This is a genomic window from Pseudomonas fluorescens Q2-87 (genome assembly GCF_000281895.1).
GTDB lineage: Bacteria > Pseudomonadota > Gammaproteobacteria > Pseudomonadales > Pseudomonadaceae > Aquipseudomonas > Aquipseudomonas fluorescens_S.
The window spans coordinates 4,040,760-4,053,570 of sequence record NZ_CM001558.1 but is presented as its reverse complement, the minus strand read 5'-3'; the positions used below and the strand labels follow the sequence as shown (position 1 = coordinate 4,053,570).

9 protein-coding genes are annotated in these 12,811 nt (G+C 60.4%); 6 read left to right on the top strand and 3 right to left on the bottom strand.

Annotated features, from left to right (window positions below):
* Window positions 1–76 precede the first annotated feature (76 nt).
* Window positions 77–1,219 (top strand): 4-phosphoerythronate dehydrogenase PdxB, encoded by a 1,143-nt coding sequence (gene pdxB, locus PFLQ2_RS09935; protein ID WP_003183450.1) that lies wholly within the window; start codon window positions 77–79, stop codon window positions 1,217–1,219.
* Window positions 1,220–1,295: 76 nt separating this feature from the next.
* Here the strand turns inward: pdxB and PFLQ2_RS09940 are convergent, their stop codons facing one another.
* Window positions 1,296–1,475: a PA1571 family protein gene (locus PFLQ2_RS09940; RefSeq protein WP_003183448.1), complete on the bottom strand. Its 180-nt coding sequence runs from the start codon at window positions 1,473–1,475 to the stop codon at window positions 1,296–1,298.
* A 248-nt stretch (window positions 1,476–1,723) separates the two neighbouring features.
* Here PFLQ2_RS09940 and PFLQ2_RS09945 point away from each other — a divergent pair, with 248 nt between their 5' ends.
* Window positions 1,724–3,502: an ABC transporter transmembrane domain-containing protein gene (locus tag PFLQ2_RS09945; protein WP_172680612.1), complete on the top strand. Its 1,779-nt coding sequence runs from the start codon at window positions 1,724–1,726 to the stop codon at window positions 3,500–3,502.
* A gap of 257 nt (window positions 3,503–3,759) precedes the next feature.
* Here the strand turns inward: PFLQ2_RS09945 and PFLQ2_RS09950 are convergent, their stop codons facing one another.
* Window positions 3,760–5,688, bottom strand: a complete 1,929-nt coding sequence (locus tag PFLQ2_RS09950; RefSeq protein ID WP_003183443.1) for a transglycosylase SLT domain-containing protein — start codon at window positions 5,686–5,688, stop codon at window positions 3,760–3,762.
* 213 nt (window positions 5,689–5,901) lie between these two features.
* On the opposite strand from PFLQ2_RS09950, the gene PFLQ2_RS09955 reads away from it, so the two are divergent.
* A complete protein-coding gene (locus PFLQ2_RS09955) occupies window positions 5,902–7,815 on the top strand; it encodes an ATP-binding cassette domain-containing protein (RefSeq protein ID WP_003183442.1) in 1,914 nt (637 codons plus the stop codon).
* 125 nt (window positions 7,816–7,940) lie between these two features.
* On the opposite strand, the gene PFLQ2_RS09960 is transcribed toward PFLQ2_RS09955, so the two are convergent.
* Entirely contained in the window at window positions 7,941–8,381 is a 441-nt protein-coding gene (locus tag PFLQ2_RS09960; protein ID WP_003183440.1) for a universal stress protein, read from the bottom strand.
* Window positions 8,382–8,482: 101 nt separating this feature from the next.
* On the opposite strand from PFLQ2_RS09960, the gene PFLQ2_RS09965 reads away from it, so the two are divergent.
* The 3 genes from PFLQ2_RS09965 (at window position 8,483) to fadA (ending at window position 12,764) form a co-directional block, all read left to right on the top strand.
* Window positions 8,483–8,920 (top strand): hypothetical protein, encoded by a 438-nt coding sequence (locus PFLQ2_RS09965; protein ID WP_003183438.1) that lies wholly within the window; start codon window positions 8,483–8,485, stop codon window positions 8,918–8,920.
* Window positions 8,921–9,410: 490 nt separating this feature from the next.
* Window positions 9,411–11,558, top strand: a complete 2,148-nt coding sequence (fadB, locus tag PFLQ2_RS09970) for a fatty acid oxidation complex subunit alpha FadB (RefSeq protein WP_003183432.1) — start codon at window positions 9,411–9,413, stop codon at window positions 11,556–11,558.
* A gap of 30 nt (window positions 11,559–11,588) precedes the next feature.
* Window positions 11,589–12,764, top strand: coding sequence for an acetyl-CoA C-acyltransferase FadA (fadA, locus tag PFLQ2_RS09975; RefSeq protein WP_003183426.1), 1,176 nt, complete (start codon window positions 11,589–11,591; stop codon window positions 12,762–12,764).
* Window positions 12,765–12,811: the final 47 nt, after the last annotated feature.

Below are 12,811 nucleotides of genomic sequence, written 5' to 3'. Positions count from 1 at the left end.
GTTCACTGAAGTAATGCGCTGGCCCATCTAGCCGCGTAGCGCCTACACTGCCCATCCCCGCCAAAGGAGCTTTGCCATGCTGATCGTCGCTGACGAAAACATCCCCCTTCTCGATGCCTTTTTTCAAGGTTTCGGCGAGATCCGCCGGGTGCCGGGACGGGGCATCGATCGGGCGATGGTCGAGCAGGCCGATGTGCTGCTGGTGCGCTCGGTCAGCCAGGTCAATCGGGCCCTGCTCGAAGGCAGCAAGGTGCGCTTCGTCGGCACTTGCACCATCGGTACCGATCACCTGGACCTGGATTATTTCGCCGAGGCCGGCATCCGCTGGGCCAGTGCTCCGGGGTGCAATGCCCGTGGCGTGGTGGACTATGTGCTGGGCAGCCTGATGACCCTGGCTGAGATTGAAGGCGTGGACTTGCGACAGCGGACTTTTGGTGTGGTCGGTGCGGGCCAGGTGGGGGGGCGATTGATTGAGGTGCTCAAGGCCCTTGGCTGGGCCGTGAAAATCTGCGATCCGCCGCGCCAGGCTGCCGAGGGTGGCGAATATGTGAGCCTGGAGCAGATCATCGAGCAGTGCGATGTGATCAGCCTGCACACCCCGCTGACCCGTGACGGCGATCAACCGACCTGGCATCTCTTCGACGAAGAACGCCTGAACCGGCTCAAACCTGGGACCTGGCTGATCAATGCGGCCCGCGGCCCGGTTATCGACAACGCGGCGCTGCGCGAGGTGCTGCTGGAGCGCGAAGACCTGCAAGCCGTGCTCGACGTCTGGGAACAGGAACCGACCGTAGACGTGGACCTGGCTGATCTGTGCGTAATTGCCACGCCGCACATCGCCGGCTACAGCCTCGATGGGCGTCAACGCGGCACCGCGCAGATCTATGAGGCCTTGTGTGGTTTCCTGCAGCGGCCGGTTGAAGTCAGCCTCGGCGACCTACTGCCCAAGCCCTGGCTGGGTGGCATCACCCTGGACGCCGCAACCGATCCAGCCTGGGCCCTGGCGGCACTATGCCGGAGCGTGTACGACCCAAGACGCGACGACGCGGATTTTCGCCGCAGCCTGGTGGGAACGGTCAGTGAACAACGCGGTGCGTTCGATGCCTTGCGCAAGCACTATCCGCCGCGTCGGGAAATCGACAGCTTGAAGGTGCGTATCGACGGGGCGTCCCAGGCTTTGCAGCAGATCGTGACAGCGCTGGGCGCCACCACTCTTTAACGGTGGAATGCTCCCTAGCCATGCAGGCATAAAAAACCCGACATCAACGTCGGGTTCCAATTGAAGACGGGCTGTATCACTCTTGTTCGGCAGGCTTGACCAGTCTTTTTTCCAGCTCGCTGCACGCTTTCTGGATCATGTCTTCGGTGATCGGAACTTCGTGCCCTTGGGCATCGATGAACGAGCAACCCAGGGACTGGTCCGGTTGCGTACGGATTACTTGGATCTTGTCGTCGCTGCTGTGTTGCAAGGACATGGCCTGTCTCCTCATCAGGTTGTGTGCCTACTTTAATGTCGCCAGGTGACCGAGCCATGACACTCCTTGTAGGTTCATGGCGACACCTCCACTCAATCAGAAACACACTCGCGTTTCCAGCCAGACTTTAGACCGATAACATCTAGCCGCTAGTCGTTGTGGTCATATTTAACCTGACTCATTCTGATTCAACTTGGTTCCGTCGCGCTTCGGTGCCGCTGGCCGGTTTTCTCCCGCTGTATTATCGGATGCTTCTGATGCTTTCTTCCCGTCATCGCCGTGCCATTCGCTTGGCCAGCGGCTTCATTACCCCTTATCGCAAACAGGTTGCCGGCGCCTTGCTGGCTTTGATCGTCACCGCTGGCATCACCTTGTCCATGGGGCAGGGCATACGGTTGCTGGTGGACCAGGGCTTCATGACCCGCTCACCGCACCTGCTCAATCAATCCATCGGCCTGTTCATGGTGCTGGTGGTGGCGCTGGCGATCGGTACGTTTGCCCGTTTCTACCTGGTGTCCTGGATCGGCGAGCGGGTGGTCGCCGATATCCGCCGACAGGTCTTCAACCACTTGGTGTACCTGCACCCGGGCTTCTACGAAAACAACCGCAGCTCGGAAATCCAATCACGGCTGACCGCCGATACCACCTTGCTGCAGTCGGTGATCGGCTCATCGCTGTCGTTGTTCTTGCGCAACGTGTTGATGGTGATCGGTGGCATCGTGCTGTTGTTCGTCACCAACCCCAAGCTGACCAGCATCGTGGTGATTGCCTTGCCCCTGGTGCTCGCGCCGATCCTGATTTTTGGCCGACGGGTGCGCAGCCTGTCGCGCCAGAGCCAGGACCGCATTGCCGATGTCGGCAGCTACGTTTCCGAAACCCTCGGCCAGATTAAGACCGTGCAGGCTTACAACCATCAGGTCCAGGATGAACAACGCTTTTCGGTGACGGTTGAGCAGGCCTTCGACACGGCCCGGCAGCGTATCGCCCAGCGGGCATGGCTGATCACGCTGGTGATCGTGCTGGTGCTTGGAGCGGTGGGCGTGATGCTTTGGGTCGGTGGCATGGATGTGATCGCCGGGCGCATCTCCGGCGGCGAGCTGGCGGCTTTCGTCTTCTACAGCCTGATCGTCGGCAGTGCCTTCGGTACCCTGAGCGAAGTCATTGGCGAGCTGCAACGGGCGGCCGGCGCGGCGGAACGCATTGCCGAACTGTTGCGCTCGCAAAACATCATCCAGCCGCCGGCGTCTGGCCTGGTGATCTTGCCGGAGCGTGTCCGGGGTGACCTGCGCCTCGAAGGCGTGCGGTTTTCCTACCCGTCCCGGCCGGAAAGTTACGCGGTCGACGGCCTCGACCTGACGGTCCATGCCGGCGAGACCCTGGCCCTTGTCGGGCCGTCCGGCGCGGGCAAATCGACGGTTTACGACTTGCTGTTGCGTTTCTACGATCCGTCGCAAGGGCAGATCCTGATCGACGACGTGCCGCTGACCTTGCTCGATCCGCTGGACCTGCGCCGGCATTTCGCCCTGGTCTCACAAAGCCCGGCGCTATTTTTTGGCACGGTCGAGGAGAACATTCGCTACGGAAACCCTCAGGCGACTTCCGCGCAGGTGCGTGAGGCCGCGCAGATCGCCCATGCCCATGACTTCATCGAAAAAATGCCCGACGGCTACCAGACCCACCTGGGCGACGGAGGCCTGGGGCTATCCGGCGGCCAGCGCCAGCGCCTGGCCATCGCCCGCGCGCTGCTGGTGGACGCACCGATCCTGCTGCTGGACGAAGCCACCAGCGCCCTTGATGCGCAAAGTGAACATCTGATCCAGCAAGCCCTGCCCAGCCTGATGAAAAACCGCACGACCCTGGTCATTGCCCATCGCCTGGCCACGGTGAAAAACGCCGACCGGATCGCGGTCATGGACCAGGGCAGGGTGGTGGCCATTGGTACCCACCAGGAACTGGTCGCCAGCAATGCTCTGTATGCGCGGTTGGCGGCGTTGCAGTTCAGCCAACATGGCGGTTCTGAAGCATGAGTCATTGTGAGCCGAAATCCATGTGGGAGCGAGCTTGCTCGCGATGGCGGTAGATCAGCCACAGGGATGTTGGCTGTGGCACCGTCTTCGCGAGCAGGCTCGCTCCCACAGAGGGGGCTGGGGTCTTCCCAGATTCGCTGTTCACCACCGACTTACAAAGTCCAGCCACCGACCAAAAAAAATGCCCGCGTCTTTCGATACGGGCATTTTGTTTTCCAGGGGTAGATGGCTGCTTGAGGCCAGCGTTCGCCATTCACTCACTGATCATCAAAATACCGCTCATGCCAGTCCACCAGCGGCTGCGGTGAGTTGAGCTTCTGACCGTAGATCACCGAATAAGACAGCACGTTCTGCACGTATTGGCGGGTTTCGTCGAAGGGAATGCTTTCGACCCAGACGTCGAAGCTCAGGTGATCGGCGCCGCGCAACCATTGGCGGACGCGACCGGGGCCAGCGTTGTAGGCAGCAGAGGCGAGGACGCGGTTGCCATTGAACTGGCTGTGCACCTGGCTCAGGTATGCAGCGCCCAACTCGATGTTCTTGTCCGGATTCAGCACCTGCTGTGGCGAAGCGAGGGGAATGCTGAACTTGCGCGCGGTTTCCTTGGCGGTGCCGGGCATCAACTGCATGAGGCCGGTGGCACCGACGCCGGAGCGGGCGTCGTCCATGAAAGCACTTTCCTGGCGGGTGATCGCAAATACCCAACTCGAATGCAGTCCGCGAACCTTGGCTTCGCGCACCAGGGTGTCGCGGTGGGCCATGGGGAAGCGGATGTCCAGGTCGTCCCAGTACTTGGCCTGGCTGATGGTGCGGATCGCCGGGAAATACCATTTCAGGTCATAAGCCAGTTTCGCCTGGGCGACCATCTCGTCCCGGTTGAAGTGACGGCTGACGTGATACCACTCGCGGCGTCCGTCGACGATGTCGCCTCGGGCGTGGAATTCCAGCGCCCGGCGCACACCGGGCGTGTTGCGCACTTTGTTGATCAGCGCCTGGCTCATGACCAATGGCTTGTTGACGAGCGAGTACGGTGACTGGGAGCGGTCGGCAGCCAGGAAGCCATAGAAATCCCGTTCGCGGGCCAGGTGCTTGTAAAGTGTCAGCGCCTCGGGGTTCTGCGGCTGTGCCAGCTCCAATGTGCGGGCCTGCCAGTAGCGCCAGCGGTTGGTGCTGGCCAGCGATTCCGGCAGGCGTCGGGTCAACTGGTAAGCGTCGTCCCAACGGGCCAGGCGCAGCAGCAGGCGCAAGCGCCATTCCGAAACTGTGTCGTCCCGCAGTTCCGGATCGTATTGGGTCATTACGTCCAAGGCGCGACTGTCGAAGCGCTTGGCCAGGGTCAGGCCGATCTCGCGAGCAATGGCGACTTTTTCATCCCGGGAAAAGTGCATGATACTGGCGTAGCCATCCAGCAAGGCCATTGCTTTGTCCGGGTCTTGGCGGGCCAGGCGACGCAGGCCGAGGCTGACAATGTCGGACATCGGTTCGTCGGCTGGGCTGAAGCGCGCCGGCTGGTTGAGCAGCTCGGGTTTTTGCGCGACATCCACCAGCAGTTTGCCGCGTGGGGCGAGCGTCGTCAGGCCACTGCTCAGGCTGTTGGCCAGTGGGTAGTTGCGAGCCTGGGCGGCCAGCTTGGCACGGTCCCAGCGCTTCTGTTCGGTCAACTGGCCTTCGGAGGCCCACAGGCCGAACAGCGCATCACAGGTCGCCGGCTGGGATTTGCCGGTGAGCCAGAGCTTTTCCGTATTGGCGTAGCCCTCGGCCTTCAGCCCATGGGTAATCTGATACTGGGCGTTGAGGCAGTCCAGTTCGGTGAAATTGAGCTTGGGGTCGTAGTATTTGACGAACGTCTCCCAATCGCCGCGCTCGGTCAGCCAGCGCAACCAGCGCAACTTCATCCAGTTGGCCTGGGGCAGGTCGCCGTGCTCGGCGAGAAATTTCTCGATCTCGGCGTTGCTCGCGCTCTTGAGACGGGCGGTCAATTCGTCATAGGCCAGGTACGGCTCCAGCGGATAATCGCGCAGGGCCTGGCTGTAGCGAAAATAGGGGCCTGAATCGCCCTTGGCCAGGGCTCGCTTGGCCTCGTCGTAATACTGGCGTTGAATGGAAATATCCACCGCCTGAGCGGTTTGAGCGGCAGTGGCACACACAAAAAGACACGTTAAAACACTGAAAAGGCGACTGCGCATGAGACATCCGGGCAGAAAAAACATGACAAGCCCAGGGGTGACCCCAGGGTAACTGTCTGTAGCTTAGCCTTTTGCCAGCAGCCGGCGAAAGCTTTGCAAGGCCGTCGGCGCAAGTTCGCAACATTTGTTGTGCAGAGTGCTTCAGTTGCGAAATTGGCGGACTCCTGAGGTCTCATCTCAGGTAGAATGCGCGCCCGGTTTTTGGAGAAGCTCATGACCCTGCTCAAATTCAGCGATGTGTCCCTTGCTTTCGGCGCGATGCCGTTGTTGGACAAGGTGTCCTGGCAGATCGCCCGTGGTGAGCGGGTGTGCATCATCGGCCGCAACGGCACTGGCAAGTCCAGCATGATGAAGCTGGTCAAGGGCGACCAGAAGCCCGATGACGGCTCGGTCTGGCGTGCGCCAGGCCTGAAAATAGGCGAATTGCCCCAGGAATTGCCGGTGGCCGACGAGCGGACGGTGTTCGACGTGGTCGCCGAAGGCCTGGACGGCGTCGGTGCGCTGTTGGCCGAATATCACCACTTGAGCCAGAACATCGTCACCGATGCCGACCTGGACAAGTTGATGCATGTGCAACATGACCTGGAAGCCCGTGATGGCTGGCGGTTGCAGCAACTGGTCGACAGCACCCTGAGCCGCCTGCAATTGCCCGCCGACAAAACCCTCGCCGAGTTGTCCGGTGGCTGGCGTCGTCGCGTCCTGCTGGCCCAGGCCCTGGTGTCCGAGCCGGATCTGCTGCTGCTCGACGAACCGACCAACCACTTGGACATCGGTGCCATCGCCTGGCTTGAAGAGGCCTTGAAGGATTTCCAGGGTGCCGTGCTGTTCATCACCCACGACCGTTCCTTCCTGCAGAACCTGGCAACGCGCATCCTCGAACTGGACCGCGGCGGCCTGATCGACTGGAACGGCGACTACGCCAGCTTCCTGGTGCACAAGGAAGCGGCCCTGGCAGCGGAAGAAACCGCCAACGCCTTGTTCGACAAGCGTCTGGCCCAGGAAGAGGTCTGGATTCGGCAGGGCATCAAGGCCCGTCGTACCCGTAACGAAGGGCGTGTCCGGGCCCTCAAGGCCTTGCGTGTCGAACGCAGCGAGCGCCGCGAGCGCACCGGCAAGGCGAATATTCAGCTGGAAACGGCCGATAAGTCCGGCAAGCAGGTCATGGTGCTGGAGAACGTCAGTTTCGCCCATCCGGGCGGCCCGTTCCTGGTCAAGGACTTCTCCATGGTCCTGCAGCGTGGCGATCGCATTGGCCTGCTGGGCGCCAACGGCACCGGCAAGACCACGTTGCTCAAGCTGATGCTCGGTGGCCTGGTGCCGACCAGCGGTAAGGTAGAAGAGGGCACGAAGATCGACGTGGCCTATTTCGACCAGTTGCGCCACCAGTTGGACTTGGAAAAAACCGTGATCGACAACGTGGCCGAAGGCCGCGATTTCATCGATATCGACGGTCAGAGCCGCCATGTCCTGAGCTACCTGGGCGATTTCCTGTTCAGCCCCCAGCGTGCCCGTACGCCGGTCAAGGCGCTGTCCGGTGGCGAGCGCGCCCGTCTGTTGCTGGCCAAGTTGTTCAGCAAGCCGGCGAACCTGCTGGTGCTCGACGAACCGACCAACGACCTGGACGTGGAAACCCTCGAACTGCTGGAAGAGGTATTGCTGACCTTCAACGGCACCGTGCTGATGGTCAGCCACGACCGGGCATTCCTCGACAACGTGGTCACCAGCACCCTGGTCTTCGAAGGTGAAGGCCTCGTGCGTGAATACGTCGGCGGCTATCAGGATTGGTTGCGCCAGGGTGGCTCGCCGCGTCTTTTGGGGGTAACCGAGAGCAAATCCGGCAAGGCCGACCTGAACTCAGCGGTAGTCAAGGCCGAGCCCGCCCCAGCTGCCGCCGCAGCGGCGCCGGCCAAGAAAAAGCTCAGCTACAAGCTGCAGCGCGAGCTGGAAGCGTTGCCGGGTGACATCGATGCGAAGGAGCAGCAGATTGCAGCGGTAGAGGCCGAAATGGCCGATGCCGGCTTTTACCAGCGTCCTGCTGCCGAAACCGCCAAGGTGATCGCGCACTTGGAACAACTGCAGGCCGAGCTGGATACCCTGGTCGAGCGTTGGGCTGAATTGGACGCTTGAGTCCGCTCACGCTCAATGACTGTGGCGAGGGAGCTTGCTCCCGTTGGGCTGCGAAGCGGCCCTAGCGGTGAGTGCTTCGCACTCAAGCGGGAGCAATCTCCCTCGCCACAGGTTCAGTGAGTGAACTAGCTGCGTTTGACCAAGTGCACTGCCAGCACATCGCAGGGCGCGCCATGCAGCACATCGTTGGCGGTCGAACCCAGCAGCAACGCCAGGCCGTGCCGGCCATGACTGCCGACAACGATCAAGTCGCAACCCTGTTCCTTGGCCAGATGATGAATCTCCTGGCGCGGCTGGCCGTAGGTCAGGTGGCAGTTTTCCTTTTTCAGGTCCGGATATTTCACGATCAGCCGGTCCAGGCGCTCCTTGGCTTGGTCGAACTGCTGTTGTTGCAATTGGGAAAGGTCCATCGGCACGTCTCCGCCAAAGGCCATGGCCATCGGTTCGACGATATGCACCAGCGACAATTTCGTGTCTCTGTCGTCGCACAGGGCGCGAGCGCGCTTGACAACGGGATCGCATTCTTCAGTGAGGTCGACAGCGACCAGGACGTGGTTGTAGTACATGGAAAGCACTCCAGAGAATTGCGATACGGTAAGTATGGCTGGTTTCAAGCGCATTGACGGCGATGTGCGTCGATGGCTCATCAGAATCGGGGAGTACGAATATGACGGTCTGGATAGTGCTGTCAATCCTGTTGGTGGTGTTAAGTCCGCTGGCATGGTTGCGCCCGTCCCGTGTCCAGAGCGGTCGCATGGCCCTGCGCATGGAAGCGCGGCGCCTGGGACTGGCCATGCAATTGGCGCCCCAGGAGTGGCCACACTGGCTCGGTCAGCAGCCACCGAACCCTTGCGCCCAGTACCATCGGCCTCGGCGGGGCAAGCAACCGGCCTGCTGGTGTTATTGGCAAACGGCGCCGGGCGTGTGGGTCAACCAGTGGCGCGAGGTCTGCCAGGATGAGGCATTGCTCAATCATTTCGAAAAATTGCCGGCCAACGTCTACAAAGTCGAAGCCGATGGGCAAATGATTGCCTTGTATTGGGGCGAAAAAGGCGAAGCCAGAATCTTGCAGGACATTGCCGACGTGCTCAAGGCGCTGGCCTGAGGCGTAAAAAAGCCCGACAGTCTCATCGGGCGGGTTGGCCAGGCAGGCCGGTAATTTATTTCTCATGTCGGGTGTCGTTCACATCGCCCCATCATTCCCAAATATCCACTCGTCTTCCTGACAGCGTAGCCAACTGAATCCGACGCGCCTGCAATTAGGGCGACTTTTCTAATTATTGATTCTATGAATGGCTGCTCATGCACCGTCGTGTTGCGGATCCATGGGGTTCGGAAATGACCGTAAAGTCGAATTCTTGCCCCTGTTTAGGGCGATTGACAATTGTCGGAAATTCCGTGAAGGTGACGTACCCAAATCAAACGGGCGTATGAATTGAGCGTTTGTATTTTCAGAATGCTCCTACAGAACCCGACTATCGCGTTGACGGGTGTGCCTGGCGGATTGGCGTAGCATTGATGACAACGTCAATGCCCAAACCAGCGGTCAGCGTTCAACGTGTACTGTTCAGCTTCCATATCGTGGAGATCAGTTGATGATTTACGAAGGTAAAGCCATCACGGTTAAGGCTCTTGAAAGTGGCATCGTCGAACTGAAGTTCGATCTCAAGGGTGAGTCCGTCAACAAGTTCAACCGTCTAACCCTGAATGAACTGCGTCAGGCCGTAGACACTATCAAGGCAGATGCTTCGATCAAGGGTGTGATCGTCAGCAGCGGCAAGGACGTGTTCATCGTCGGCGCCGACATCACCGAATTCGTCGATAACTTCAAGCTGCCCGATGCCGAACTGATCGCTGGCAACCTCGAAGCCAACCGTATTTTCAGCGACTTCGAAGACCTTAACGTCCCCACTGTTGCTGCCATCAATGGCGTCGCCCTGGGTGGCGGCCTGGAAATGTGCCTGGCAGCGGATTACCGCGTCATGTCCACCACCGCCAAGATCGGCCTGCCGGAAGTCAAGCTGGGTATCTACCCAGGCTTCGGCGGAACCGTGCGCTTGCCGCGCCTCATCGGTGCCGACAACGCCATCGAGTGGATTGCCGCCGGCAAGGAAAACCGCGCTGAAGACGCGCTGAAAGTCGGTGCCGTGGATGCCGTGGTCGAACCTGGCAAACTCCAGGAAGCAGCCCTTGAGACCATCAAGCGCGCCATCAGCGGCGAGTTCGACTACAAGGCCAAGCGCCAGCCGAAGCTGGAGAAACTCAAGCTCAACGCCATCGAACAGATGATGGCGTTCGAAACCGCCAAGGGTTTCGTTGCAGGCCAGGCAGGCCCGAACTATCCGGCGCCGGTCGAAGCGATCAAGACCATCCAGAAAGCCGCCAACTTCGGTCGCGACAAGGCCCTTGAAGTCGAGGCCGCCGGCTTCGTCAAGTTGGCCAAGACTTCGGCTGCACAAAGCCTGATTGGTTTGTTCCTCAATGACCAGGAACTGAAGAAAAAGGCCAAGGCCTATGACGAAATCGCTCGCGACGTGAAGCAGGCTGCCGTACTCGGCGCCGGCATCATGGGCGGCGGCATCGCCTATCAGTCGGCGTCCAAGGGCACGCCGATCCTGATGAAGGACATCAACGAACACGGGATCGAACAGGGCCTGGCCGAAGCCGCCAAGCTGTTGGTCGGCCGTGTCGACAAAGGCCGCATGACGGCTGCGAAGATGGCCGAAGTGCTCAACGGCATTCGTCCTACGCTGTCCTACGGCGATTTCGGCCATGTCGACCTGGTGGTCGAAGCGGTTGTCGAGAACCCGAAGGTCAAGCAGGCGGTGTTGGCTGAAGTCGAAGACAAGGTCAAGGAGGACACCATCCTCGCCTCGAACACCTCGACCATTTCCATCTCGCTGCTGGCCAAGGCGCTCAAGCGTCCGGAAAACTTCGTCGGCATGCACTTCTTCAACCCGGTGCACATGATGCCGCTGGTGGAAGTGATCCGTGGCGAGAAGTCCAGCGAACATGCCGTCGCCACTACCGTGGCTTACGCCAAGAAAATGGGTAAGAACCCGATCGTCGTCAATGACTGCCCGGGTTTCCTGGTCAACCGTGTGCTGTTCCCATACTTCGGCGGTTTCGCCAAGCTGGTCAGCGCTGGCGTGGACTTCGTGCGCATCGACAAGATCATGGAAAAATTCGGCTGGCCAATGGGCCCGGCATACCTGATGGACGTGGTCGGCATCGACACCGGTCACCACGGTCGTGACGTGATGGCTGAAGGCTTCCCGGACCGCATGAAAGACGACCGTCGTTCGGCTGTGGACGTGCTCTACGAAGCCAAGCGCCTGGGCCAGAAGAACGGCAAAGGCTTCTATGCCTACGAGACCGACAAGCGCGGCAAGCAGAAGAAGGTGGCCGACGCGTCGGTGCTGGAAGTGCTCAAGCCGATCGTCTACGAGCAGCGCGAAGTCACCGACGAAGACATCATCAATTGGATGATGATCCCGCTGTGCCTCGAAACCGTGCGTTGCCTGGAAGACGGCATTGTCGAAACCGCCGCCGAAGCCGACATGGGTCTGGTCTACGGTATCGGTTTCCCTCCATTCCGTGGCGGTGCGCTGCGCTATATCGATTCGATCGGTGTGGCCGAGTTCGTTGCCCTGGCTGACCAGTACGCTGATCTGGGCGCGCTGTACCACCTGACCGCGAAGCTGCGTGAAATGGCCAAGAACGGCCAGAGCTTCTTCGGTTAAGCGCCCAACGACTAGAGCGAGAGAACATTTATGAGCTTGAATCCTAGAGACGTCGTGATTGTCGACTTCGGTCGTACGCCGATGGGCCGCTCCAAAGGCGGCATGCACCGCAACACCCGCGCCGAAGACATGTCGGCGCACCTGATCAGCAAGCTGCTGGAACGCAACGTCGAGGTCGACCCCAACGAAGTCGAAGACGTGATCTGGGGCTGTGTGAACCAGACCCTGGAGCAGGGCTGGAACATCGCCCGCATGGCCTCGCTGATGACCCAGATCCCTCACACCGCGGCCGGCCAGACCGTCAGCCGCCTGTGCGGTTCGTCCATGAGCGCGCTGCACACCGCCGCCCAGGCGATCATGACCGGCAACGGTGATGTATTCGTCGTGGGTGGTGTCGAGCACATGGGCCACGTGAGCATGATGCATGGCGTCGATCCGAACCCGCACATGTCGCTGCATGCGGCAAAAGCCTCGGGCATGATGGGCCTGACCGCGGAAATGCTCGGCAAAATGCATGGCATCACCCGTGAGCAGCAGGATGCCTTTGGCGTGCGCTCCCATCAGCTCGCCCACAAGGCGACGGTGGAAGGCAAGTTCAAGGACGAAATCATTCCGATGCAGGGCTACGACGAGAATGGCTTCCTGAAGCTGTTCGACTACGACGAAACCATTCGTCCGGAAACCACCCTGGAAAGCCTGGCAGCCCTCAAGCCGGCATTCAATCCGAAGGGCGGCACCGTGACGGCCGGTACCTCGTCGCAGATCACTGACGGCGCCTCGTGCATGATCGTGATGTCGGCCCAGCGTGCCCAGGACCTGGGTATCCAGCCGATGGCGGTGATTCGTTCGATGGCCGTGGCGGGTGTGGACCCGGCGATCATGGGCTATGGTCCAGTACCGGCCACGCAGAAAGCCTTGAAGCGTGCAGGCCTGGGTATTTCCGATATCGACTTCTTCGAGCTCAACGAAGCGTTCGCCGCACAGGCCCTGCCAGTGTTGAAAGATTTGAAAGTGCTCGACAAGATGAATGAGAAGGTTAACCTGCACGGCGGTGCGATCGCCCTGGGTCACCCGTTCGGTTGCTCCGGTGCACGTATCTCCGGCACGCTGCTCAACGTCATGAAGCAGAATGGCGGCACCTTTGGCGTATCCACCATGTGCATTGGCCTCGGCCAGGGCATCGCCACTGTCTTCGAACGCGTCTAAGCGTTGCGTCGATGGAAGCCGGGGCCAAGTGCCCCGGTTTTTGTTTT